22 protein-coding genes are annotated in these 25473 nt (G+C 65.5%); 13 read left to right on the forward strand and 9 right to left on the reverse strand.

Annotation, left to right across the window (positions count from 1 at the left end):
• Positions 1-42: 42 nt before the first annotated feature.
• Complete coding sequence (gene rlmN / locus D619_RS0103195) at positions 43-1389, reverse strand: 23S rRNA (adenine(2503)-C(2))-methyltransferase RlmN (RefSeq protein ID WP_051033447.1); 1347 nt, start codon at positions 1387-1389, stop codon at positions 43-45.
• A 97-nt stretch (positions 1390-1486) separates the two neighbouring features.
• On the opposite strand from rlmN, the gene D619_RS0103200 reads away from it, so the two are divergent.
• A complete protein-coding gene (locus D619_RS0103200; protein ID WP_017667123.1) occupies positions 1487-1981 on the forward strand; it encodes a hypothetical protein in 495 nt (164 codons plus the stop codon).
• Position 1982: 1 nt separating this feature from the next.
• On the opposite strand, the gene D619_RS0103205 is transcribed toward D619_RS0103200, so the two are convergent.
• The gene (locus D619_RS0103205; protein ID WP_017667124.1) at positions 1983-2861 is read right to left on the reverse strand and encodes a helix-turn-helix domain-containing protein; all 879 of its coding nucleotides are present in this window, start codon (positions 2859-2861) and stop codon (positions 1983-1985) included.
• A gap of 113 nt (positions 2862-2974) precedes the next feature.
• A complete protein-coding gene (locus tag D619_RS0103210; protein ID WP_026090660.1) occupies positions 2975-3748 on the reverse strand; it encodes a glucose 1-dehydrogenase in 774 nt (257 codons plus the stop codon).
• 132 nt (positions 3749-3880) lie between these two features.
• Here D619_RS0103210 and def point away from each other — a divergent pair, with 132 nt between their 5' ends.
• Positions 3881-4438 carry a peptide deformylase gene (gene def, locus D619_RS0103215; protein WP_017667126.1) on the forward strand — a complete coding sequence of 186 codons (558 nt, stop codon included), beginning with the start codon at positions 3881-3883 and terminating at the stop codon, positions 4436-4438.
• Positions 4439-4468: 30 nt separating this feature from the next.
• Here def and D619_RS0103220 read toward each other — a convergent pair whose 3' ends face one another.
• Together D619_RS0103220 and purF are read right to left on the reverse strand one after the other, a co-directional pair.
• Positions 4469-5140, reverse strand: coding sequence for an SDR family NAD(P)-dependent oxidoreductase (locus D619_RS0103220; RefSeq protein ID WP_017667127.1), 672 nt, complete (start codon positions 5138-5140; stop codon positions 4469-4471).
• A gap of 40 nt (positions 5141-5180) precedes the next feature.
• Positions 5181-6638, reverse strand: coding sequence for an amidophosphoribosyltransferase (gene purF / locus D619_RS0103225; RefSeq protein WP_026090661.1), 1458 nt, complete (start codon positions 6636-6638; stop codon positions 5181-5183).
• 99 nt (positions 6639-6737) lie between these two features.
• Between purF and hisI the strand changes: the two genes are divergently transcribed.
• Genes hisI through D619_RS15430 form a run of 3 tightly spaced genes read left to right on the forward strand, consistent with a single transcriptional unit; the run spans position 6738 to position 8913 of the window.
• Entirely contained in the window at positions 6738-7109 is a 372-nt protein-coding gene (hisI, locus tag D619_RS0103230; protein WP_017667129.1) for a phosphoribosyl-AMP cyclohydrolase, read from the forward strand.
• Positions 7106-8311 (forward strand): cytochrome P450, encoded by a 1206-nt coding sequence (locus D619_RS0103235; protein WP_017667130.1) that lies wholly within the window; start codon positions 7106-7108, stop codon positions 8309-8311. The genes hisI and D619_RS0103235 overlap by 4 nt, the downstream gene beginning before the upstream one ends.
• Entirely contained in the window at positions 8308-8913 is a 606-nt protein-coding gene (locus D619_RS15430; RefSeq protein ID WP_033372873.1) for a hypothetical protein, read from the forward strand. The genes D619_RS0103235 and D619_RS15430 overlap by 4 nt, the downstream gene beginning before the upstream one ends.
• Before the next feature lie 111 nt (positions 8914-9024).
• Here D619_RS15430 and D619_RS0103245 read toward each other — a convergent pair whose 3' ends face one another.
• Positions 9025-9687, reverse strand: coding sequence for a hypothetical protein (locus D619_RS0103245; RefSeq protein ID WP_017667132.1), 663 nt, complete (start codon positions 9685-9687; stop codon positions 9025-9027).
• A gap of 158 nt (positions 9688-9845) precedes the next feature.
• Here D619_RS0103245 and D619_RS15435 point away from each other — a divergent pair, with 158 nt between their 5' ends.
• The 6 genes from D619_RS15435 (at position 9846) to D619_RS0103275 (ending at position 18061) form a co-directional block, all read left to right on the forward strand.
• Positions 9846-10310: a MerR family DNA-binding transcriptional regulator gene (locus D619_RS15435; protein ID WP_017667133.1), complete on the forward strand. Its 465-nt coding sequence runs from the start codon at positions 9846-9848 to the stop codon at positions 10308-10310.
• A gap of 4 nt (positions 10311-10314) precedes the next feature.
• Entirely contained in the window at positions 10315-12105 is a 1791-nt protein-coding gene (locus D619_RS0103255) for an acyl-CoA dehydrogenase C-terminal domain-containing protein (RefSeq protein ID WP_017667134.1), read from the forward strand.
• A 137-nt stretch (positions 12106-12242) separates the two neighbouring features.
• Entirely contained in the window at positions 12243-13454 is a 1212-nt protein-coding gene (locus D619_RS0103260) for an acetyl-CoA C-acetyltransferase (protein WP_017667135.1), read from the forward strand.
• A 146-nt stretch (positions 13455-13600) separates the two neighbouring features.
• On the forward strand, positions 13601-15784 hold the full coding sequence (locus tag D619_RS0103265) for a 3-hydroxyacyl-CoA dehydrogenase NAD-binding domain-containing protein (protein ID WP_017667136.1): 2184 nt from the start codon (positions 13601-13603) through the stop codon (positions 15782-15784).
• A 181-nt stretch (positions 15785-15965) separates the two neighbouring features.
• Positions 15966-17231, forward strand: coding sequence for an NADH:flavin oxidoreductase/NADH oxidase family protein (locus D619_RS0103270; RefSeq protein ID WP_017667137.1), 1266 nt, complete (start codon positions 15966-15968; stop codon positions 17229-17231).
• Positions 17228-18061 carry a metallophosphoesterase gene (locus D619_RS0103275; protein WP_017667138.1) on the forward strand — a complete coding sequence of 278 codons (834 nt, stop codon included), beginning with the start codon at positions 17228-17230 and terminating at the stop codon, positions 18059-18061. Before D619_RS0103270 ends, D619_RS0103275 begins: the two co-directional genes overlap by 4 nt.
• On the opposite strand, the gene cysK is transcribed toward D619_RS0103275, so the two are convergent.
• Positions 18025-18945 carry a cysteine synthase A gene (gene cysK, locus D619_RS0103280; protein ID WP_017667139.1) on the reverse strand — a complete coding sequence of 307 codons (921 nt, stop codon included), beginning with the start codon at positions 18943-18945 and terminating at the stop codon, positions 18025-18027. The genes D619_RS0103275 and cysK overlap by 37 nt on opposite strands.
• A gap of 68 nt (positions 18946-19013) precedes the next feature.
• On the reverse strand, positions 19014-20258 hold the full coding sequence (locus D619_RS0103285) for an MFS transporter (RefSeq protein ID WP_026090663.1): 1245 nt from the start codon (positions 20256-20258) through the stop codon (positions 19014-19016).
• Between the two features lie 107 nt (positions 20259-20365).
• Here D619_RS0103285 and D619_RS0103290 point away from each other — a divergent pair, with 107 nt between their 5' ends.
• On the forward strand, positions 20366-20686 hold the full coding sequence (locus D619_RS0103290; RefSeq protein WP_017667141.1) for a hypothetical protein: 321 nt from the start codon (positions 20366-20368) through the stop codon (positions 20684-20686).
• Here the strand turns inward: D619_RS0103290 and D619_RS0103295 are convergent.
• A complete protein-coding gene (locus D619_RS0103295; RefSeq protein ID WP_017667142.1) occupies positions 20673-22982 on the reverse strand; it encodes a UvrD-helicase domain-containing protein in 2310 nt (769 codons plus the stop codon). The two genes, D619_RS0103290 and D619_RS0103295, sit on opposite strands and share 14 nt — an antisense overlap.
• 126 nt (positions 22983-23108) lie before the next feature.
• Here D619_RS0103295 and D619_RS0103300 point away from each other — a divergent pair, with 126 nt between their 5' ends.
• Entirely contained in the window at positions 23109-25472 is a 2364-nt protein-coding gene (locus D619_RS0103300; RefSeq protein WP_017667143.1) for an EAL domain-containing protein, read from the forward strand.
• Position 25473 lies beyond the last annotated feature (1 nt).

Here is a 25473-nt window from a genome sequence, read left to right on the forward strand (position 1 = left end):
GCCCGCCGGAGGCCAATTCTTCTCAAAAAACTTGGCCTGGGTTCAATCCACCCAGCCCAATTCCTTCTCCGCCGCCCGCTTGTCCAGTTCGGCGCGGCTGATCTTTTCCGACGCTGATTTCAGCTGGCCACAGGCCGCCATGATGTCCCGCCCGCGCGGGGTGCGCACCGGGGCGGAGATGCCGGCCTTGAAGATGATATCGGAAAAGGCGCGGATGCGTTCGGGCGATGAACATTCATAGAGGCTGCCCGGCCACGGGTTGAACGGGATCAGGTTCACCTTGGCCGGCAGGCGATATTTGCGGATCAGCCGCACCAGTTCGTGGGCATCCTCGTCGCTGTCGTTCTTGCCGGCCAGCATCACATATTCAAAGGTGATGCGCCGCGCGTTGTTGACGCCGGGATAATCGGCGCAGGCCTGCAGCAATTGTTCGATGCCGTATTTCTTGTTGATCGGCACGATCTCGTCGCGGATGTCCTTGGTGACGGCGTGCAGGGACACGGCGAGATTGACGCCGATCTCCTTGCCAGCCTTGGCCATCATCGGCACCACGCCGCTGGTGGAAAGCGTGATGCGGCGCTTGGACAGGCCCAGGCCTTCGCCGTCCATGACGATCTGCAACGCATCCCGCACATTGTCGAAGTTATAGAGTGGTTCGCCCATGCCCATCATCACGATGTTGGTGAGCATGCGGCCTTCGGATGTGTAGTTGCTGCCCGCATTGTGGGCGCCGGGGATCCACGGCACGTCATCCTCGTCCAGATCGTCGGCGGCATCGCTGGTGGTGGGGCGGGTGATCGGCACGGGCGTGGCGCCCGGCCATTCGCCCAGCGCATCGCGCGCCAGCATGACCTGGCCGACGATTTCGGCGGCCGTGAGGTTACGCACCAGCTTCATCGTCCCGGTGTGGCAGAAGCGGCAGTTGAGCGTGCAGCCGACTTGGCTCGACACGCACAAGGTGCCGCGCCAGGCATCGGGAATGAACACGCATTCGGCTTCCTCGCCGTCGCCAAAGCGCAGCAGCCATTTGCGGGTGCCGTCGTTCGACACTTGCGCGGTCACCACTTCCGGACGGCCGACAACGAAATGCGCGTCCAGCAGGGCGCGCGTGTCCTTGGCGATGTTGGCCATCGCCGAAATCTCGGTGACGCCGCGGTGATAGAGCCAGTGCCACACCTGGCTCGCCCGCATGTTGACCTGCTTGGCCGGCAGGCCGATCTCGGCCAGCGCGGCGCGCAGTTGTTCTTTCGAAAGGCCGATCAGGGCGCGCTTGCCATCGGCGCGCGCCACGGCCTTGCGTGGCAGCACCATCGGATCGGATGGGCCGGGGATGGGCATCATATCAGCCGGCAGCGCCACATCGTCGTTCGTCGGGGGGGCATCGTTCATCATCGCGCGGCCCATATCGCAAAATGCCGGCAGCGTAAAACCGCTTGCAGCGCCGCGCCGGCCCGGCGAAACCCGGTTGTCCGGCAAGGGGTTCGCAATGCAGGCAATTTTGTCCAATCGCAATCTGGCTGCTGCCACGGCGCTGCTGCTCGCCGTTGTGCTGGCGGCGGTCGTGCGTGGTGCCAGCCAGTTTCCGGGCCTGCCGCTGCTGGTGCAGATCCACCTTGCCAGCATGATCGTCATCATGGGGCTAACCGTGCCGATGCTGCTGGGGCCCAAGGGCACGCCGCGCCATCGCCTGCTGGGCCGCATCTGGGCGGCGCTGATGCTGGGCAACGCGCTGCTCACCCTGTGTTTCAACGCCGGGTCGCGGCAGCTGGGCGGCGTGTTCGTCGGCGATTTTTCGCCCATCCACGCCATCAGCCTGTTCGTGGCCATTTCGGTGCCGCAGGCGGTGCTGAAGGCGCGCCGGCATGATCGGGCCGGCCATGAAGGCAATATCCGCGGCCTGGTGATCGGCAGCCTGTTGATCGCCGGCCTGTTCACCCTGCCGTTCGGGCGCACGCTGGGCGAATGGCTGATGGGCCGCTGAATCAGCCCGGCTGGTGCAGCCCCTGCACCCGGGCGCCGGCGGTGCGCAGCCGTTCGGCGCCGGCGCGGCGCATCATCTGGCGCGGGCTGTTGAAATAGGCCAGCGGGGTCATGCCCATATAGGCCTTGAACTCGCGGATGAAGTGCGACTGGTCATAATAGCCGCCATCGAGCAGCGTCGAAAGCGGCAGGTCGAGCCGGTCGCCGATCTGGGCCAGTGTGCGCAGGAAGCGCTGACGGCGCAGCAACTGCTTGGGGGAAAAGCCGAAGGCACGGTGGCACAGCCGCGCCAGGGTGCGCTCCGTCATGGCCAGGCCGCCCGCAAAATCCGGCACCGTATCGATGTTGCCGCTGACCAGTGCCTGCTGCACGCGTTCGATCAGCGGATCAGGTGGCGGCGCGGCAGCGGCCCGTTCGCTGAAAAAGGCATCCAACAAGGCGCAGCAGCCTTCCCAATCGGTGGCGCACAGCGCCGCCCACAGGCTTTCGGCCTGCGCACCATAGATGTCGGTGAGTTCGTGCATGCGGTTGGCATGATCATGCGCGGATCGATCCACCAGCACTGCCCAGCCCAGGGCCGTCAGCCCCACCCCGACCACGCTGCCCGGTCCGGCCGAACGCACGATGCCCGTGCGATCCGTCGGCCCGAACAGGGCGGTGTGGCGCGGTGTCGGGTCGGTGCAGCCGGGCCGTTCCATCGTCCAGTCACCGCGCAGGGTGAAGCGGATATTGCCCCACTCGGGGTGAAGATGGTCTTCCAGCGCTACCGGGGTGGTGACGCCATAATAGGTGGTGATCAGCGGTCGTAGCTGCGCTGCTGGCAGCACAAAATGCACTGCAGGCAGCACATTGCGTTTCTGATCATCCCCCGCACTGAACATGGCACCCCCCTGCCAGACCCGGTGAACTGCGTGTCGCAATTCTCCGGCGGCGGCAAGCGATGGGAATTGCCAGTTAACGCAAATTCATATGGCACGCTTGGTGCCAGTGCCCATCACATCGCGCTGATGCCGCCATCCACGTAAAGACCGTGGCCGGTGACCATCTTGGCTTCGTCGCTGGCCAGATAGACGGCGGCCCAGGCGATATCATCAGGCTCGCCCACGGCACCCAGCGGAATCTGCCGGCCCAGCTTGGCGAGGCCCGCCTCGCGGCCCAGCGTATCGGTGATGCCCTTCAGGATCGGCGTGTCGATGAAGACCGGGTGGATGCTGTTGCAGGTGATGCGATATTGCTGCTTGGCGCAATGCAGGGCGACGCTCTTGGTGAGGTGGCGCACGGCGGCCTTGGCGCTGTTGTAGGCGGCCGAATTGTGCGCCGCGATCACGCCGGCGATGCTGGAAAGATTGATGATGCTGCCGCGCACCCCGGTTTCGCGCACGGTGCGGGCCATGGTGGGCAGCGACAGCTTGCAGCCCAGGAACACGCTGTCGAGATCGATCGAATGCACGCGCTTCCACGTCTCGAAATCGGTGGCTTCCACGGTCGAACCGCCTGCGATGCCGGCATTGTTGACCAGCACCTGGAAGCCGCCGAACTTCTCTTCCGCAAAGGCGATGGCGGCGGCCCAGTCATCCATGCTGGTGACATCGTGGCGGCAGGCCACGGCCGCATCACCGATGCTGGCGGCCACGGCCTTCACGCCGGCCTCGTTGATGTCGGTCAGCACCACGCGGGCGCCTTCTTCCACCATGCGACGGGCCATCGCCTCGCCCAGCCCTTGCGCCGCGCCGGTGATCAGCGCCACCTTGCCTGCCAGTCGGTTCATCATTGTCCTCCCAAATATGCTCTGGGCCACACCCTGCCCGTGCCGGGCGGCGCTGAAAAGCTAAGACTCGTGCAGTGGTGGCAGTGCCGCACGGCCCTTGACGCCCCGACGCCTGCGCCATACCTGCCAGACATGGCCATTCTTCCCATCATCGAGACGCCCGACGCGCGGCTGAAGCAGATCAGCAAGCCCGTGGAAACCGTCACCGACGCGCACCGCACGCTGATCGCCGACATGTTCGAGACCATGTATGACGCGCCCGGCATCGGCCTTGCCGCCATCCAGGTCGGCGTGGCGGAACGCATCCTGGTGATCGATCTGCAGCGCGAGGCGGATGATACGCCAGAGGACGCCGATCCCGAAAGGATTGTGCGGGTGAAGGAACCGCGGGTGTTCATCAACCCGGAGATCACCTGGGAATCCGACGAACTGTCGGTCTATCAGGAAGGCTGCCTGTCGGTGCCGGAAATGTATGCCGATGTGCAGCGCCCGGCGCGCATCCGCGTCACCTGGCTCGACGAGCAGGGCAGGGCGCACGACGAGGAGCTGGATGGCCTGCTCGCCACCTGCCTGCAGCACGAGATGGACCATCTGAACGGCGTGCTGTTCATCGATCACCTCAGCAAGCTGAAGCGTGACATGCTGCTGAAGAAGCTGGAAAAGCTGCGCAGAAGCAGCCGGGCGGCCTGAATTCACCTCTCCCCGGCGGGGAGAGGTGATTCAGCCCAGCCGATCGAGGATCAGCCGCGCCGCGTCTTCGGGCGGCTTCAGCTTGGCCGGATCTTCACCCGGATAGGCGCGGGCGCGCATCACGGTGCGGGTGGCACCGGGATCGACGATATGCGTGCGGATGGCGGAGACGTTCTTCACTTCCTCGCCATAGGTGCGCACCAGATTTTCCAGCGCCGCCTTGGTCGCGGCATAGCCGCCCCAATAGGCGCGTGGGCTGGCGGCCACCGACGAGGTGACGGCCACGACATGACCGGCCGCCGACTGGCGCAGCCACGGATCGAGCGCCCGGATCAGCCGCATGTTGGCGGTGAGATTGAGCGCGATCAGCTTGTCCCATTCCTTCAGATCAAGATGCGGCACCGGCGCCAGAGTGCCGAGCTGCGCCGCATTGAGGATCAGCGCATCCAGCCGGCCCCAGCGCGCGCCGATGGCATTGCCCAGCCGGTCGATGGCGTCGCCGTCGGTCAGGTCAAACGGCGCGATCGTGGCTGTGCCGCCAGCCTTGTGGATGCGGTCGTCCAGCTCGGCCAGCCCGGCTTCGGTGCGGCCGGTGATGATCACGTGCCAGCCTTCGCGGGCCAGCATTTCGGCGGTGGCCGCGCCAATGCCGCGGCTGGCACCCGTGACGAGGGCGAGTTTCTTGGCAGTGATATCAGTCATGCGGCGGCCTTAGGCGGCAGGGGCGGGCAGGGCAAGCGCCTCAGATGACGCGCTCGGCCAGCAGGCTCAGCTGGTCCGGCACTTCCACTTCTTCCTGATCGGTCAGGCGGGTGGGATAGTCGCCAGTGAAGCAGGCATCGCAATATTGCGGCGCGTGCTCGTCGCGGGCCGGCTCTCCCACGGCGCGATAGAGGCCGTCGATGGAGAGGAAGGACAGGCTGTCCACCTTGATGTAATCGCGCATCCGCTCGACATCCATCTGCGCTGCCAGCAGCTTCGATCGTTCCGGCGTGTCGACGCCATAGAAACAGCTGTGCCGCGTCGGCGGGCTGGCGATCCGCATATGCACTTCCTCGGCGCCGGCCTCGCGCAGCATCTGCACGATCTTCACGGATGTCGTGCCGCGCACGATCGAATCGTCGATCAGCACGATGCGCTTGCCGGCGATCAGCGCGCGGTTGGCATTGTGCTTCAGTTTCACGCCCAGGTTGCGGATCTGATCGCCGGGCTGAATGAACGTCCGGCCGATATAGTGGCTGCGGATGATGCCCAGTTCGAAGGGGATGCCGCTTTGCTGCGCATAGCCGATGGCGCCCGGCACGCCGCTGTCCGGCACGGGCACCACCATGTCGGCGTCCACCGGATTTTCGCGGGCCAGTTCGGCGCCGATGCGCTTGCGCACTTCATAGACGCTGCTGCCGTCCATCATTGAATCGGGCCGGCTGAAATAGACGTGCTCGAAAATGCACGGGCGGGCGCGTACCGGCGCGAACGGCCGGATCGAACGCAGGCCGCGGCCGGTGATGATGATCAGCTCGCCCGGCTCCACCGAGCGCAGGAAGGTCGCGCCCACCATGTCGAGCCCGACGGTTTCGGAGGCGAGGATGTAGCTGTCCCCCAGTCGGCCCAGCACCAGCGGGCGGATGCCGAGCGGATCGCGGCAGGCCAGCATGCCTTCAGCGGTGAGGCAGATCAGGCTGTAGGCGCCTTCCACACGCTTCAGCGCATCGATGAAGCGATCGAGCAGGGTACGATAGGACGAGGTGGCAACAAGGTGGATGATCACCTCGGTATCGCTGGTCGACTGGAAGATCGAACCGCGCCGCACCAGTTCGCGGCGCAGGGTGGTGGCGTTGGAGATATTGCCGTTGTGCGCCACCGCAAAGCCGCCCGAGGCCAGCTCGGCAAACAGCGGCTGCACGTTCCTCAGCGCGGTTTCGCCGGTGGTGGAATAGCGGTTGTGGCCGATGGCTATTTCGCCCTTCAGCTTGGCGATCACCGCATCATTGTCGAAATTGCCCGCCACATGCCCCATGGCGCGGTGGGTGTGGAATTCCTTGCCATCGAAGGTGGTGATGCCGGCGGCTTCCTGGCCACGGTGCTGCAGGGCGTGCAGGCCCAGCGCCACCAGCGCAGCGGCGCCCTCGGCGCCATATACCGCAAACACGCCGCATTCTTCGTGGAGATGGTCATCTTCCCACGGATCGGTGGTGAGCATCGAATCCATTGTGCGGCCTTTGTCATTCGGCAGATGCCGCGCCATATAGGGTGGAGGCGGGGCTTTGTCGCCCCCCGTGTTGTGATGAAAGTGTCACATATGAGCCATGCGCTGGACGAAACCCTGGAATTCCGACCCAAATGGGGTGCCGATGATCTGCTCACGGCCGTGGCGGTGGATGCCGGCACCGGCGCGGTGCTGATGGTGGCGCACATGAACGCCGATGCGCTGGCGGCGACACTGGCCACTGGCGAAGCGCATTATTGGAGCCGCAGCCGCCGCGAATTATGGCATAAGGGTGCCACAAGTGGCGCCATCCAGCGAGTCGTCGAAATCCGGGTGGATTGCGACCAGGATTGCCTGCTGCTGCGCGTGGAACCGGCCGGCCCGGCCTGCCACACCGGCCGGCAGGATTGCTTCTATCGCCGGCTCGATGGCGGCCGGCTGGTGATGATCGGAGACGGCGAATGAGCATCCCCACTGGCCTGCAAGTCACCATCTTCGACGAGATATTCCGCAACCGCCCGCACGAACGCTTCGATGCCCTGCGCGAGGCGGACCCGGTGCATGAGGACAAGGTGCTCGGCCGCGTGCTGCTTACCCGCGCCGCCGATGTTGCCGCCACACTGAAAGATCGCAGCCTGTCGGTCGATCAGCGCAATGCCGCGCCCGATACGATCGTGCAGCGTCTCGCCACGATGCAGGACCGCGAGGCGCCGCGTTCGATGCTGGTGCTGGATGATCCCGAACACGGCCGCCTGCGCCGGCTGGTCACCCACGCCTTCAACGCCCGCGCCATCGAAGCGGTAAAGCCGCAGGTGGTCGCCGTGGCTGATGAACTGCTCGACGCCGTTGTGGAGCAGGACAGGTTCGACCTGATCGAGGATTTCGCCTCGCCGCTGCCGATCACGGTGATTGCCGCCATGTTGGGCGTGGATGTGGCTGATCGCGGCGATTTCCGGCGCTGGTCCAAGGGGTTGGCCAACGTGTTCTCGCCCATTCGCTCGCCGGAATTTCTGGCCGCGCTGCAGGCCAATTCCGACGAGATCAGCGCCTATTTCGAACGCGTGATCGGTGAACGCCGGACGGCCCCGCGTGATGACCTGATCAGCGCGCTGATCGCGGCGGAAGACGGCGGCGATCGGCTGACGACGCAGGAAATCGTCACCATGTGCATCCTGCTGCTGCTCGCCGGCAACCTCACCACCACCGATCTGATCGGCAATTGCGTGCTGGCCCTGCTGCGCCACCCCGAACAACGGGCGACGGTGCAAGCCAACCCGGCCCGCATCGCTGATGCCATCGAGGAAACGCTGCGGCTCGATCCGCCGGTGGTACAGTCCCTGCGCATCCCGCTGGAGCCACGCGAGATCGGCGGCTGCCCGGTGCGGGCCGGGGAGGCGGTAACCACCTTCCTGATGGCCGCCGGGCAGGACCCGGCGCTGCACAAGGACCCGCTCACCTTCGACATCGACCGGGCCGACAAGACGCACTTTGCCTTTGGCGGCGGTGTGCATTTCTGCCTGGGTGCGCCGCTCGCCCGCGCCGAAGCCGAAATCGCGCTCACCCGCCTGTTCGCGCGCTTCCCCAACCTGGCGCTGACCGGCGATCCGATCGAGCGCAACATCTCCGCCGCCTTCAATGGCGTGCAGCAATTGTGGGTTCGCCCGTGAGGCTATTGTTGGCCGGCGCGTCTGGCCTCGTCGGTGGCCTTGTACTGGGCCTGTGCCCGGACGCCATCCCCATCACGCGCCGCCCGATCGGCCGGCCGGGCGTGGTTGCCGATTTCGACGATCTGCCGCCCTTGCCAGAGGCGCAAGTCGGCGTCTGCGCACTCGGCACGACGCGGGCCAAGGCCGGCAGCGATGCCGCCTTCCGCGCCGTCGATCATGACGCCGTGCTTGCCTTCGCCAGCGCCGCGAAAGCCGCCGGAGTCACCCACTTCATCCTGGTCAGCAGCGTCGGCGCCAACCCCAAGGCCAGCCTGCTCTACCCGCGCACCAAGGGCGAAGTGGAGGCGGCGCTGGCGGCCATGGGCTTTGCCCGGCTCGACATAATGCAGCCCGGCCTTCTCATCGGCCCCCGCGCCGAACGCCGCCCGGTGGAACGCTTCCTGCAATGGGCCGCGCCGGTGATGGACCTCGCCCTGCCGCGTGACCTGGGCAGCCTGCCGGCCCACGCGGTGGCGGGTGCGATTGTGGCGCTTACGAAACGCAGCGAAGCTGGCGTCTTCCGCCACACGAACAGCGCCATCGCCAACCTTCAGTTGAAGTGAACCTCAAGGACACATTGGCTCGTGAGCAATCCGGCCGAGCCTCTCGAACTGACGATTGGTTCCCGAGGCTGCGGGATGGTCTTGCCACCGCGCCCGCGCTGGCGTGACCGTCTACCCCCTCTTCCACGGTATCCCGGCCTGCACTTCCGCGTAACTGAAGCGTGCTAGGTGCGGCGCCCTCGAGTCCCGAACGAACAAAACTGCGGTGAGGGGCCGGTCCTCTGGAAGTGGACCCGAGGGCGCGCCCAGGCCCGCAAGAAGGTCGTCGAGATGTTCGGGTGTGAACCGATCCCTGATGCGCTTTGCGTCGTATCGGGAGACGTCTTCGAACGCGTAAGGCTCGCCCGAGGATCCGAATCTCCAACTGCCATCGCGTGCGGCATAGATGGACCTGCGACTGTTTATTCGGTTACCGCCGCGCTCCGGGCTTTCATATGCCTCGAATATTGTCGCAGCGGCCGACCTGACGACGCGCAACCCAGTGCATCCGCACGCTGCGGCCATGCGGGATACCGGCAGGAAGACATCCGATCCCAGCAACCCGTTGGCGAAATAGCTGGTCCAGTTGTCGCCGTTGGCAATAAGCAGGGTTCGATCCAGCGCCATGCTCAGCGGTTCCAGTTGCCTGAAGAGTTCTTCCTGGTTGCCCTGAAGGTCAAGCTTATGCGTGACTACAGGCTCATTCGCCCAGAGTGCGGCATAGGCGGATGCAACCTGCTTCAGCGGCAAGGCAAGCAAGCCATAGTCGCTCGTGGTTGGCGCAAATCGGTCCATGCCGAAGCTTATCTCGGCGCTCCATCCTGAGCCACTGCGTATTGGTCGTCGTCAGTGCGGCGATATCAAATGACCAGATTGTCCCAAGATCAGACAGTCCGCTCTACCCGATGCCCGCAACTTGACCTTAACGTAAACGTCAACTACCTCCTTCGGCCATGAGCAACCCGGCTGAGGCGCCCCGCACTGATGATGAGGCAGCAGCCCTGCTGCACGCCTTTGCCACCGCGCCGGCCCCGCCGGCCGCCGGAGATGCCAGCCATTTTTCGATCACCGAATTGGCGCTGGCCTTCAACATCACGCCGCGCGCCATCCGTTTCTATGAAGACCAGGGCCTGATCACGCCGGAACGGCAAGGGCAGAACCGCATCTATTCCCGGCGGGATCGCGCCCGGCTGGCGTGGATCCTGCGCGCCAAGAATGTCGGCTTCAGCCTCGCCGAAATCCGCGAGATGATCGACCTGTATGACGTGGGCGATCATCGGCTGACGCAGAAGCGCGTCACGCTGGAAAAATGCCGTGCCCGCGTGGCCCTGCTGGAAGAGCAGCGCGCCGATATCGACGCCACCATCCACGAGCTGCAACAATTTTGCGACATCGTCGAACAATCGATGAAAGCCTGATTCCATGCCCAGCTATCGCGCCCCGGTGAAAGACACGCTGTTCGTGCTGGAGGCCGTGGCCGGCCTCTACAACCAGTCCCACGTGCCCGGTTTCGAGAGCGTCTCGCCCGATCTGGTGGAGGCCGTGCTGAACGAGGGCGGCAAATTCTGCGGCGAAGTGCTGGCGCCGCTCAATCTGCCCGGTGATCGCCAGGGCTGCACCCGCCACCCCGATGGCAGCGTGACCGCGCCCGATGGGTTCCGTGATGCCTACAAGCAGTTCTGCGACGGCGGCTGGGGCGGGCTGATTGCGGACGAACATCACGGCGGCCAAGGCCTGCCCTACACGATCGGCGCGGTGCTGCAGGAATATATCGCCGCGTCCAACATGGCGTTCGGCATGTATCCCGGCCTGTCCGAAGGCGCGCAGGCGGCGATCGAGGTGGTGGGCTCGCCGGAGCAGAAGGCCAAGTGGCTGCCCAACATGGTGCAGGGCCGCTGGACCGGCACCATGAACCTGACCGAGCCGCATTGCGGCACCGATCTCGGCCTGATCCGCACCCGCGCCGAGCCCAACGCCGATGGCAGTTACGCCATCACCGGCACCAAGATCTTCATCTCGGCCGGCGAGCATGACCTGTCCGAAAACATCATCCACCTCGTGCTGGCCAAGACGCCGGGCGCGCCGGACAGCGTGAAGGGCATCAGCCTGTTCATCGTGCCGAAGTATATCGTGAATGACGATGGTTCGCTGGGTGCGCGCAACGCCGTCACGTGCGGTTCCATCGAACACAAGATGGGTATCCACGCCAACGCCACCTGCGTGATGAACTATGATGGCGCGACCGGCTATATGCTGGGCGAGGAGATGAAGGGCCTGGCCGCCATGTTCATCATGATGAACGCGGCGCGGCTGGGGGTGGGCATCCAGGGCCTGGCACAGGCCGATGCCGCCTATCAGAACGCCGTCGAATACGCCAAGGGCCGCCTGCAGGGCCGCAGCCTGACCGGTGCGAAGAACCCCGACGGCAAGGCCGATCCGATCATCGTCCACCCCGATGTGCGCCGCATGCTGATGGACGCGCGCGCCTATACCGAGGGCATGCGCGCGCTGGTGCTGTGGGGCGCGATCCGGGTAGACCTGTCGCGCAAGGCGCCCGACGCCGCCGAGCGGGAGATGGCCGACGACCTGATCAGCCTGCTCACCCCCGTTATCAAGGGCTATGGCACCGATCGCGGCTATGAGGTCGCCACCAATTGCCAGCAGGTGCTGGGCGGCCATGGCTATATCGCCGAATGGGGCATGGACCAGTTCGTGCGCGATGCCCGCATCGCCATGATCTACGAAGGCACCAACGGCATCCAGGCGCTCGATCTGGTCGGCCGCAAGCTGGGATCGAAGGGCGGGCGCGGCACGCAGGCGTGGCTGGGGCTGGTGGCGGGTGACATCGCGGCGGCGAGCGACGAGCGGCTGGCCTTCATCGCGCAGCCGCTGGCCAAGGCACTGGGCGATGTGCAGGCTGGGGTGATGTGGCTGCTGCAGAATGGCATGGCCAATCCGGATAATGCCGGGGCTGGGGCGACCGCCTTCATGCGCATGATGGGCCATGTCGCATTGGGCCATATGTGGCTGAAGATGGCCGGTGCATCGCTGGCTGCGCTCGATGCCGGTACGGCCGATCCCGATTTCCACAACGCCAAACTCACCACCGCCCGCTTCTTTGCCGCCCGCGTGCTGCCGGAAACCGCGAGCCTGAAAGGCCAGCTGGAAGCTGGCGCCGACACCGTGATGGCACTGCCCGCCGAGATGTTCTGACCGACTCCTCCCCTCCTTGCGTAGCAGGGAGGGGCCGGGGGAAGGTTCGTGCCGCACGGCCGATCTCCGACCCCACAAACCCTCCCCCAACCCCTCCCTGCAAGCAGGGAGGGGGGTAAGAGAAGAAAGGCCCGACAATGACCGAAGCCTATATCTACGACGCCGTCCGCACCCCACGCGGCAAGGGCCGCAAGGACGGCAAGCTGCACGAGATCACGCCGATCCAGCTGGCAACCCAGGTGCTGCAGGCCGTGCGCGACCGTACCGGCATCGACACGTCTGATGTGGACGATGTGGTGCTGGGCTGCGTCTCCCCGGTGGGTGAGCAGGGCAGCGATATCGCGCGCGTCGCCGTGCTCAACGCCGATTATGCCGAAACCACCGCGGGCGTGCAGATCAACCGCTTTTGCGCCTCGGGCCTGGAAGCCACCAACATGGCGGCGGCCAAGGTGATGTCGGGCGAAGCCATGTTCGCCATCGGCGGCGGCGTGGAAAGCATGAGCCGCGTGCCGATGGGCAGCGACGGCGCCGCCTGGGCGATGGACCCGGCCGTGGCCTACAAGACCTATTTCGCCCCGCAGGGCATCGGCGCCGATCTGATCGCCACCAAATATGGCTTCAGCCGCCACGATGTGGACGCCTATGCGATGGAGTCGCAGGCCCGCGCTGCCCGCGCCTGGGCGGAAGGCCGTTTCAAGAACAGCATCGTGCCGGTGCGCGACGTGATCGGCGAGATCGTGCTGGCCCATGACGAGCATATGCGCCCGCAGACCGACATGCAGTCGCTGGGCAGCCTCGCGCCGGCCTTCCAGGCGATGGGCGAACAGATGCCCGGTTTCGATGCCATCGCCCTGATGCGCTATCCGGAAATCGAGAAGATCGACCATGTCCACCATGGCGGCAACTCGAGCGGCATCGTCGATGGCGCATCGGCCATCCTGGTGGGCAACAAGGCGATGGGCGAGAAATATGGCCTGAAGCCCCGCGCCCGCATCCGCGCCATGGCTTCTATCGGCAGCGAGCCGATGATCATGCTGACCGGGCCGGAATTCGTGGCCGCCAAGGTGCTGCAGCGCGCCGGCATGACCAAGGATGATATCGACCTGTTCGAGCTGAACGAGGCCTTTGCGTCCGTCGTGCTGCGCTACATGCAGGCGCTGAACATCCCGCACGACAAGATCAACGTGAACGGCGGCGCCATCGCCATGGGCCATCCGCTGGGCGCCACTGGCGCGATGATCCTGGGCACGGTGCTGGATGAGCTGGAACGCACCGGCAAGGGCACCGCGCTGGTGAACCTGTGCGTCGGTGCCGGCATGGGCACCGGGACCATCATCGAGCGCCTGTAAAACTCCCCTCCCTGCTCGCAGGGAGGGGCTGGGGGAGGGTTCTCCCCGCCCGCACCGCCATTTGAAACCAAGCTGTGTCCTCGCGGCACGCACCCTCCCCCGACCCCTCCCTTGCAGGGAGGGGAGAAGAAAGAAGGGACCGAGCAATGACCACCGCCATCCACACCGAACTCGATGCCGACGGCATCCTCCTCTTGCGCCTGGACGTGCCCGGCCAGTCGATGAATGTCATCACGCCCGAAGTGCAGGCCGATCTCGCTGCCGCCATCGAGCGGCTGAAGACCGACGACGCCGTGAAGGGCGCCGTGCTCACCAGTGGCAAGGCCAGCGGCTTCATGGCCGGTGCAGATCTGAAGGGCATGGGTGCGCTGTTCGGCGGCGGCGGTGTGCCGGAAGGCAAGAGCAAGATGGCCGCGCTGTTCGATGGCGTCTTCGGCCTCAACAAGCTGCTGCGCGACCTCGAAACCTGCGGCAAGCCGGTGGCGGCGGCTGTCAATGGCCTGGCGCTGGGCGGCGGGCTCGAATTCATCCTTGCCTGCCATTATCGCGTGATTGCCGACAATCCCAAGATCACGCTCGGCCTGCCGGAAATCATGGTCGGCCTGTTCCCCGGCGCGGGTGGCACCCAGCGCCTGCCGCGCCTGATGGGCATCCAGCCAGCGCTGATGTACCTGCTGCAAGGCAAGAACATGAGCCCGCAGGAAGCGCTTGGCTTTGGCGTCGCGCAGGCCGTGGTGCCCGCCGATCAGATCATCGCCACGGCAAAGGCGTGGGTGAAGGCCAACCCCAATGGCGGCGTGCAGCCGTGGGATACCAAGAATTTCAAGATGCCGGGCGGGCCGGCAACGGCGCTCAACCCCAATTTCGCGCAGATTTTCGTGGGTGGCACGGCGATGACGCACGTGAATGCCGGTGACAACATGAACGCGCCCAAGGCGATCCTGAGCGCCGTGTATGAAGGCACCCAGGTGCCGATGGACACCGCCATCCGCATCGAGAGCAAATATTTCGCCAAGGTCGTGGCCGACCCGCAGGCCGGCAACATGATCCGCAGCCTGTTCGTCTCCAAGCAGGCCGCCGAAAAGGGCGCGCGTCGTCCCAAGGGCATCGCGCCGATGCCGACGAAGAAGATCGGCATGCTCGGCGCTGGCCTGATGGGCGCGGGCGTTGCCATGGTGACGGCGCAGGCCGGCATCGAAGTGGTGCTGCTCGATCGTGATCTGGCCGCCGCCGAGAAGGGCAAGCAATACACCGCCGATCGCCTCGCCAAGAAGCGCATGGATCCGGCCAAGGCGCAGGTCATTCTTGATCGCATCCACCCCACCGCCGATTATGCCGATCTGGCCGGCTGCGACCTGATCATCGAAGCGGTGTTCGAAACCCGCGAGATCAAGGCCGATGTCACCAAGGCCACCGAAGCCGTGGTCGGCCCCGATGTGATCTTTGGTTCCAACACCTCCACCCTGCCGATCACCGGCCTGGCCAAGGCGTGGAGCAAGCCGGAAAATTTCATCGGCATCCACTTCTTCTCGCCGGTGGAAAAGATGCCGCTGGTCGAAATCATCGTCGGCAAGGAAACCGGCCCCGCCGCCATCGCCAAGGCGCTGGATTATGTCGCCGCCATCCGCAAGACGCCGATCGTGGTGAACGACAGCCGCGGTTTCTACACCTCGCGCTGCTTTGGCACCTATGTGCAGGAAGGCCTGGCGCTGCTGGGCGAAGGCACCACGCCGGCGCTGATCGAGAATGTCGGCAAGCAGATGGGCATGCCCGTTGGCCCGCTGGCGGTGAACGACGAAGTCGGCCTTGATCTCAGCTACAAGGTTGGCCAGCAGACGCGCGCCGATCTGGGTGACGCCTACAAGCCGGGCCCGGCGGATGGCGTGATCACCAGGATGTATGAACTTGGTCGCCAGGGCCGCAAGAATGCCAAGGGTTTCTATGTCTATCCGGAAGGCGGCAAGAAATATCTGTGGCCGGAACTGGTGGAAACGGTGGCCGGTGGCCTTGCTGCTGACCAGCCTTCCGCCGCCGATGTGAAGGAGCGCCTGCTCTATCGCCAACTCGTCGAATGCGCGCGCTGCTTTGCCGAAGGCGTGCTGGAAACCCCGCAGGATGGCGACCTGGGCGCCATCTTCGGCTGGGGCTTTGCGCCCTTCACTGGCGGGCCGTTCAGCCACATGGACACGGTGGGCATCGCCAATGTCGTCGCCACGCTGGACCGGCTGGCCCAGCGCCATGGCGAGCGCTTCGCGCCGCCGCAACTGCTGCGCGACATGGCGGCACGCGGTGACAGCTTCTACGCCATGGCGGCGAAGCAGGCAGCGTAAGAAAGCCCCCCTCCCTTTTTTCAAGGGAGGGGTTGGGGGAGGGTGACTGGCCCCACGCGCCAACCAGTGGTGCTGGTGGTCAGGACCCTCCCCCGGCCCCTCCCTGCAAGCAGGGAGGGGAGAAGGTGGCTTGCTCTCTTGCCGCCACCACGGCACCTTGCCGGCAAACAGGGGTGCCACCATGCCAGACGTGAACGACGCCTTCAGCCTGCCCAACGGCCAGAAGTTCCGCAATCGCATCGCCAAGGCGGCGATGACGGAAGGGCTGGCGTTTCGTGATGGCCTGCCCAACCCGGCCCATGAAACCCTGTATCGGCGCTGGGCGGATGGCGGCTGCGGCCTCCTCATCACCGGCAATGTGCAGATCGATCGCGGCCATCTGGAACGGCCGGGTAATGTCATCGTCGATGGGCCATTGAGCGATGAGGCCAAGGCGGCCTGGGCGCGCTGGGCGGCGGCGGCGACCGAGAACGACACCCAGGCCTGGGTGCAGATCAGCCACGCCGGCCGCCAGACGCAGAAGAACGTCAACCCACATCCACGCGCGCCGTCGGCGGTGCCGCTGGCGCTGCCGGGCGGGCAATTCGGCATGCCGCATCCGCTTACCGGCATTGAAATCCAGGATCTGATCGCGCGCTGGGCGCACGCCGCCGTCGTGTCGCGCGAAGCCGGCTTCACCGGCGTGCAGATCCACGCGGCACATGGATATCTGATCAGCCAGTTCCTCTCCCCGCTCGCCAATCTGCGCCGCGATGAATGGGGCGGCAGCCTTGAAAACCGCGCGCGTTTCCTGATTGAAGCGGTGAAGGCGGTGCGGGCCGCGGTTGGCGCCGATTTCACCGTGTCGGTGAAGCTGAACAGCGCCGATTTCCAGAAGGGCGGCTTTGCCTTCGAAGATTGCCTCACCGTTGCTGGCTGGCTGGCCGATCTGGGCGTCGATTGCCTGGAATTGTCGGGCGGCACCTACGAACAGCCGGCGATGATGGACATGGACGGCCTCGCCCCGCGCGAGGAGCCGAAGCAGCAATCCACCCGCCAGCGGGAGGCCTATTTCGTGCAGCTGGCCAAGGCCCTGATGGCCGCCAGGACGCCGCCGTTGATGGTGACGGGTGGTTTCCGCAGCCTGGGTGCGATGCAGGATGCGCTGGCCAGTGGCATCGCCTTTGTCGGCGTTGGCCGGCCATTGTGCGCCGATCCCACCTGCGTCACCGAGCTGCTGGAAGGCCATATCGAGGAATTGCCGCGCGACGAGGAACGGCTGGCGATCGGGCCCGGCTGGCTCGGTCCGAAATCACCTTTCAAGCTGGTGCGCACGCTGAACGGCTTTGCCGCACAGTCGTGGTATTACCAGCAGATCAGGCGGGTCGCGAGCGGCGCCCCGGCAGAGAAGTTGAACCCGTTCAAGGCGTTCCTGGCCGAGGACAAGGAAAACAAGGCCCGCGTTTGAAGCGCTTTTCCCTGTTGATACTGGGCCTGGCCGCGGCGATCGGCTGGGCTGGCTGGCTGGGTGCGATCCGCGATCCGGCGGTGGTGCACACGCATGTCGAACTGGCCGGGTTGCAGCGTCCGCTGCGCATCGTCCACCTGTCTGACATGCATGGCAGCAATTGGGACATGCCGCAGGTGCGATTGAACCGCATCATGGATCAGGTGAATGCATTGCATCCCGATCTGGTGGTGATCACCGGTGATTTCCACGCCAGCAAGATCTGGGACCCGCCAATGCGGCTGGAAGATGCGCTGCGCCCGCTGACAAAGCTGAAGGCGCCGCTGGGCGTGTGGAGCGTGCCGGGCAACCATGATGATCCCTACTGGATACGCTGGGTGATGCGCCGCTTCGGCCTCAAGCTGCTGGCCGGTGATCTGGTTGATCTCGGGCCCATCCAGATCGTCGGCAGTGATGATCTGATCATGGGCCATCTGCCCCTTCAGCGCCTGCGCTCTGCCGCCGCCCGCGCTCGGCCAGACAAGCCGCTGATCGCGCTGGTGCACGAACCGCGACTGTTCACGCAGTTACCCCCCAACGTGGGCCTGCTGCTGGCCGGGCACACCCACGGCGGCCAGATCCAGATATTTGGCTGGCCACGGTTCAAGAAGGCCGATGCCAAATATCTGCGCGGCCTCTTCCGCAACGCATCCGGCCAGCAGATGATCGTGTCTGCCGGCATCGGCACATCGGTGGTGCCGATGCGGCTGGGCACGCAGGGCGAGATCGTGGTGGTGGCGCTTCAGCCGGCGCCTCAACCCCCTGGCAGGAATTCCGGCACCGACAGATAACGCTCGCCGGTGTCGTAGTTGAAGCCGACGATGCGGGCGCCGGCGGGCATTTCCTTCAGCTTCAGTGCAATGGCGGCCAGTGTCGCACCCGACGAGATGCCGACCAGCATGCCTTCTTCCGCGGCCGAGCGCAGTGCCCAGGCCTTGGCGTCGGCAGCGTCCACCTGGATCACGCCGTCGAGCAGCGCCACATCCAGATTCTTCGGGATGAAGCCGGCGCCGATGCCCTGGATCGGGTGCGGGCTGGGCGAGCCGCCGGAAATCACCGGCGAGGCGGCGGGTTCGACGGCAAAAACCTTCAGCTTGGGCCAGCGGGCCTTCAGTACCTTGGCGACACCGGTGATGTGCCCGCCGGTGCCAACGCCAGTGATGATGGCATCAGGCGGGCTGTCAGCGAAATCGGCGTAAATCTCTTCCGATGTCGTGCGAACATGCACATCGATGTTGGCCGGGTTCTCGAATTGCTGCGGCATCCAGCTGTTGGGCGTGGTGGACACGATTTCCAGTGCGCGGGCGATGGCGCCGTTCATGCCCTTTTCGCGCGGCGTGAGATCGAAACTGGCGCCATAGGCCAGCATCAGCCGCCGCCGCTCGATCGACATGCTTTCGGGCATGACCAGGATCAACTTGTAGCCCTTCACGGCGGCGACCATGGCAAGGCCAATGCCGGTGTTGCCGCTGGTCGGTTCAACGATGATGCCGCCGGGCTTCAGCGTGCCATCGGCTTCGGCGGCCTCGATCATGGCCAATGCGATGCGATCCTTGATCGAACCGCCGGGGTTGGTGCGTTCGGACTTGATCCACACTTCGGCATTCGGGAACAATTTGGCGACGCGCACATGCGGCGTGCGACCGATGGTTTCAAGGATGTTGTTGGCCTTCATCGCGGCACCTTCCCGGGTTGTTTGCACTCCTTTTAGGCCCTGCCGCGGCCTGCGCCAACGGCCGAATTTCAGCCGGGCCGTTGCTGGTCGAAGCGGTCAGCCAGCCGCAGTTGCGGAAAGCGCCAGGCCCAGACAAGCGTGACGATGATGGCGCCCACACCGCCGATCACCACGCCCGGCACGGCACCGATATAGCGGGCGGCAAGGCCGGATTCGAGCTCACCCAGTTCGTTGCTGGCCGAAATGAACAGGCCCGACACGCTGCTGACCCGCCCGCGCATGTCATCGGGCGTGTGCAGCTGGATCAGGCTGCCGCGCACGAACACGCTGATGGCATCGGCGGCGCCGAGCACGAACAGGGCAGCGAGGCTGAGCGGATATGATGTCGACAGGCCAAAGACGATGGTGGCCAGCCCGAACAGCGCCACCGAGCCGAACATCACCGGCCCGACGTGACGACGCAGCGGCCGGCTGGCGAGCAGCACCGCCATCAGCACGGCGCCGGCCGACGGCGCGGCCCTGAGCGGCCCCAGCCCTTCGACGCCAACGTGCAGTACGTCGCGGGCATAAACCGGCAGCATCGCCGTCGCTCCGCCCAGCAGCACGGCAAACAGATCCAGGCTGATCGCGCCCAGCAGCACCTTGTTGTGGCGGACATAGGCGATGCCTTCGACGAGGCTGCGCCACGGCGTCAGCGTGGAGGGCGCCGGGCGCGGCACCGGCCGGATGATCATCAGGCAGACGAAGGTCAGCGCGAACAGGATCGCCGCCACCACATAGGGCGTTGCCGGCGACACCGCATAGAGAAGGGCGCCCAGCGGCGGGCCGATCACCGCGCCGGCCTGCCAGCTGATGCTGTTCAGCGCGATGGCCTGTGGCAGCAGTTCGCGCGGCACCAGATTGGGGGCGAGGGCGGCCATCGATGGCCCCTGAAAAGCGCGGGCCACGCCCAACAGCGCCGCCACCACGAACAGCGAGACCATCGGCACGGTGCCCACAAGCGCCAGCCAGCCGAGCACGCCGGCACAGCCGACTTCCAGTGCAACAGCGGCGCGGGCGATGTAACGCCGGTCCACCCGATCAGCGATGACGCCGACGACGAGGGCCAGGCAAAACAAGGGCAGGAACTGCGCCAGCCCGATCATGCCGAGCAGGAAGGCCGCATCGTCCCGGCTCATGGTTTCGCGGGCGATGTCGTACACTTGCCAGCCGATGACCACTACCAGCATCAGCCCGGCCACGGTGGCGAGAAAGCGCGAAACCCAGAAGGCGCGATAATCGGCGATCAGCAAGGGCGCAGGGATGGACGGCACCCATCCTCCATAGAAAGCGCCGGCGCGAGCGGCAATCATCCATTCGGGAAATCTGCGCGGCGCAGCCAATTTGCCGATCATCGCTGACGGTGGTAGTTTCGGTGCCAATGTCGAGTTTTCGCAAATTTCCCGGCTATGTGATGGCCGTCGTCCTGTGCGGCGTTGGCGTCATGATGATGATATTGGCCTGGGCGGGCTGGAGCCTGGGCCTGAATTGGCAATGGGGGCTGGTCGCGATCGTGCTGTCACTTGTGGCGCGGTTCAACGGCTATATCCTGGTCGGCACTTTTTTCTTTGGGCAGGAATATCTGCACTGGCAGATGCCGCAGTGCCTGGCCCTGACGGCCGTGGGCCTGATTTTCCTGACACCCGGCATTTTCCGCGAAGTGATGAGCGCGCTGACCGGGCATGATATCAGGCCTCTTTGAGGCTCACGAAACTGTCGAGCACGCGTTTGCGTCCCGCGGCGGGGAAATCGATCTCCAGCTTGTTGCCATCGACATGGAACACGGTGCCTTCGCCGAACTTGGCGTGAAACACGCGCGCGCCCTTGCGGAACGACGGGCTGGGGCTGAGCGAGACGGCGCTGACCCGCGCTTCCCGGGGGGCAGCGCTGCGCGGGCCGAAATCGCGTTCTGATCGGTTGGCAAAGCTGCCGCCTCCCTGCGCCGCCCGGTCCCACCCCGGCCCGCGTCCGGTGCCACGGCTGATGTGGGCGAACGGGTCGCCGCCTGCCAGTGCTGCCCGCCACAGGCTGGGGCCGCCGCTCATCGTGGAGCGGGCGACGACATGGCTTTCGGGCAATTCGGCGATGAAGCGGCTGGGCAGGGCGGCCGTCCACTGGCCATAGACCTGCCGGTTGGCGGCGTTGATGATATGGGCGCGTTTCCGGGCGCGGGTGATGCCGACATAGGCCAGCCGTCGTTCCTCCTCCAGCGCATTGGTGCCGCCTTCATCCAGGGAGCGCTGGCTGGGGAACACGCCTTCTTCCCAGCCGGGCAGGAAGACATGATCAAACTCCAGGCCCTTGGCGGCATGCAGCGTCATGATGGTGATCTTCTCGCCATCGGCATTGGCGTCATTGTCCATCACCAGCGCGACATGTTCGAGAAAGGCGGTCAGGCTGGGATAATCGCCCATCGCCCGCACCAGTTCCTTCAAATTCTCGATGCGGCCATCGGCTTCGGTGGACTTGTCAGCCTGCCACATGGCGACATAGCCGGATTCTTCCAGCACCACTTCGGCCAGTTCGGCATGCCCCATGGTGCCGGCCATGTCGCGCCAGCGGGCGAGATCGGTCATGAAGGATTTCACTGCCCGCCGTGCGGCCGGGGTAAGATCATTGCTGTCCACCAACTCTGCCGCCGCGCGCGGCAGCGACAGCTTCAGGCCCCGCGCGGCGGCATGCATGGTCGCCATCGCCTTGTCGCCGAGGCCGCGTTTCGGCACGTTGATGATGCGTTCAAAGGCCAGCGCATCATCGGGCGACTGCACCAGCCGCAGATACGCCAGCGCGTCCCGCACCTCGGCGCGTTCATAGAAACGGAAACCACCGACGATGCGATAGGGCAGGCCGATGGCGATGAAACGGTCTTCAAACAGGCGGGTCTGGAACTGGGCGCGCACCAATATCGCCATGTCATTGAGCGACGCGCCTTCGCGGCCCAGCCGTTCGGCCTCGTCGCCCACCAGCCGCGCTTCCTCCGGCCCATCCCACACGCTGGTCACTTCCACCCGTTCGCCGCTGGTGTGGGCGGTGAACAGCGCCTTGCCGAGCCGGCCGCGATTATGGGCAATCAGCGCGTTGGCGGCGGCGAGGATGTGCGGGGTGGAGCGGTAATTCTGTTCCAGCCGGATCATCCTGGCGCCGGGGAAATCCTGTTCGAAGCGCAGGATGTTGGCGACTTCGGCACCGCGCCAGCTGTAGATCGACTGATCATCATCGCCGACACAGGCGAGATTGCGCCCCGGCCCCACCAGCGCCTTCAGCCATTGATACTGGGCGCTGTTGGTGTCCTGATATTCATCCACCATCAGATATTTGAAGCGGCGCTGATAATCGGCGGCGACATCGGGATGCTGGCGGAAAATGGTCAGCATGTGCAGCAGCAGATCGCCGAAATCGCAGGCGTTCAGGGCCACCAGCCGCTCCTGATAGCGCGCATACATGGCCGCACCACCGCCCTTGGCGCCATCGGCATAGGCAAAACTCTCGCCTGCCGGCACGTCGGCGGGCAATTGCCCCTTGTTCTTCCAGCGGTCGATCAGGCCGGCCAGCTGCTTGGCGGGCCAGCGCTTGTCGTCATGGCCGGCTTCGGCCACCACCTGCTTCAGCAGGCGCAGCTGATCATCGGTATCGAGGATGGTGAACTGGGCATTCAAACCCACCAGCCCGGCATGACGGCGCAGCATCTTGGCCGCCAGAGCGTGAAATGTGCCCAGCCACGGCAGGCCTTCGGCCATCGGACCCAGCAGCATTTCGGTGCGGTGGCGCATCTCGCGCGCCGCCTTGTTGGTGAAGGTGACGGCCAGCACCTCCGACGGCCAGGCGAGGCGATTGAACAGGATATGCGCCAGCCGGGCGGTGAGCGCCTTGGTCTTGCCGGTGCCGGCGCCGGCGAGGATCAGCACCGGGCCTTCGGTGGTCGTCACCGCCTCGCGCTGGGGCGGGTTCAGCCCGGCGAGCCACGGCGGCGCGGAATCAGGGGAGGCGGGCAGGGTCATCAGTGAACAATTAAGGAACAACGGCTCGGCTGCCAAGCTGCAATGCGGGGCTGTTCATGCGGGCGATTCAATGCGCTGCCATCGCCGCCGTTCCTCTCCTTGTGGCCTGATCGACAAGGATGACCGATGACCGCGATGCTGAAGCCGCCTGTCCAGATGGTGCGCGATCTGGGATGGCGGCAAGTGCTGGGGCTGGATCAGGCCGATGATGTGTTCTGGGCCGAAGTGCGCGGCCAGCAACTGCAGCAGCTCAGCCGCAACATCCCGTTCAATCTCACCCTGCTGGCCGTAAACCTGATTGCCGTTCTGGCCAATTTCGGCACGGTCGTGAATTTCATGCGGCTGGCGCCCTGGCTGTGCGGCATTGGCCTGCTGGTGTGCCTGTGGAGCCTGCGCATCGTGCGCCGACCGCCCAGCATTGGCCCGCGCCGTGCCAGCCGGAACGAACATCTGCGCGTCACCTGCGAAATCGGGGTGCTGGCGCTGTTCTGGGCCGGATTGCTCAATGCCCTGGTGCCCGAACTTCCCGCCGACAGCCAGACGGTGATCATGTTGTTCTCGCTGATCTTCATGGGCAGCGTCACCAACGCGGCGGCCACCATGCCGGTGGCGGCGCTGCTGGTGTGCTTCGCCATTGGCGGCGGCATGGTGCTGGCCCTGCCAGACGGTGCGCCGCTCAGCCATCCGCTGGTCGGGTTCGGCTTGGCCTGCTTCATCGCCATCAAGCTGCGGTCGGCGCTGGTCACCACCTATCACACCATGGCGCGGCTGAAGAGCGAGGCTGATCTGCAGGAACAGGGCGAAGTCGTGCGCCTGCTGCTCAACGAATATGAATCCAACGGCTCGGACTGGCTGCTGGAACTGGATGCGCGTGGTTGCCTCACCCATGTTACCGTGCGCTTTGCCGATGTTGCTCGCCGCCGTCGCGCCGACATGCTGGGGCAGCCGCTGCTGGCGCTGCTCGATCCGGTGCAGGGCGGTGCAAACACGGCCGCACTGGTTCACGCCATCCGGGAGCGGGAGGCGTTCCGTGATCTGGTGGTGCCGGTGCCGCTGGGCCGTGATCTGCGCTGGTGGGCGCTGTCGGGCACGCCCAAGCAGGATCCGGCCGGCAATTTCACCGGTTTTCGCGGCGTGGGCCGTGATGTGACCGAGGTGCGGCGCAGCCAGGAACGCATCGCGCAGCTGGCCCGCTTCGATCCGCTCACCGGCCTGGCCAATCGCAGCCTGTTCCGCGAATCGCTGGACGAGCTGGTGGAAACGGCGACCCTGTCGGGCAAGCCTTCGGCGCTGCTGTTTGTCGATCTCGACCGCTTCAAGGCGGTGAACGATTGCTTTGGCCATGGCGCCGGCGATCTGTTGCTGCGCCAGGTCGCGCAGCGGCTGCAGGCGCTGGTGAAGGCGCATGTGAAGGGCGGCGCCACCATCGCGCGCCTGGGCGGCGACGAATTTGCCATCGTGTTGCCCGACGGCGGCGGCGATCGCGTTCAGAAATTCGCCGAACGCATCGTGCGGGACATGGCGCGGCCGTTCCCGCTGGGTGACGAAGGCCATGCCGGTTCGGCCGTGGTGGGTGCGTCGGTGGGCTGGGCGTTGGCCCCCTTTGACGCAACCACGCCCGAAGAACTGCTGAAATGCGCCGATCTGGCCTTGTACCGGGTGAAGGAACAGGGCCGCGGCGCCGCCTGCCGCTTCACGCCGGAAATGGCGGCGGCCGCGGCCGAGCGCCGCAAGCTGGAAGCAGATCTGGCCGCTGCGCTGGAACGCGATCAGTTGCGGCTGCTGTTTCAGCCGGTGGTGGATTCGGGCGACGAACGCATCACCGGTTTCGAAGCATTGCTGCGCTGGCACCATCCCGAACTGGGCGTGGTCTCGCCGCTGGACTTCATCCCGCTGGCTGAGGAAACCGGCCTGATCGTGCCGATCGGCGCCTGGGTGATTGACGAGGCACTGGCCTGGACCACGCGCTGGCCGGCGCATGTCAAGGTATCGGTGAACCTTTCGGCCGTGCAGATGGAAGAACCCGATCTGCCCGACGTGATCGCCCGCGCCCTGGCCCGCCACGCGGTGGCGCCGGAGCGGCTGGAACTGGAGATCACCGAAAGCCTGTTCCTCGCCGAAAAGCCGGCCGTCGTCGATGTACTGGCGCGGCTGACGGCGCTGGGTGTCAGCTTTGCGCTGGATGATTTCGGCACTGGCTATTCGGCGCTGGGCACGCTGCAGAAGGCCAGCTTCAGCCGCATCAAGATCGATCGCAGCTTCGTGAAGCGCGCCACGGCGATGGGCGATGAAGCCAGTGCCATCATCCAGGCCATCGTGCGGCTGGCCGCCAGCCTCGACATGCAGACCACCGCGGAAGGCACCGAAACCCGCGCCGCCTTCGAATTGTGCCGCGAACTGGGCTGCACGCAGGTCCAGGGCTATCTGTTCGGCAAGCCGATGCCGCCCGAAGAAGCGACCAGGTTGGTGTGTCAGCCAGTGGCCGTCTGAG

Source organism: Sandarakinorhabdus sp. AAP62, from assembly GCF_000331225.1.
GTDB lineage: Bacteria > Pseudomonadota > Alphaproteobacteria > Sphingomonadales > Sphingomonadaceae > Sandarakinorhabdus.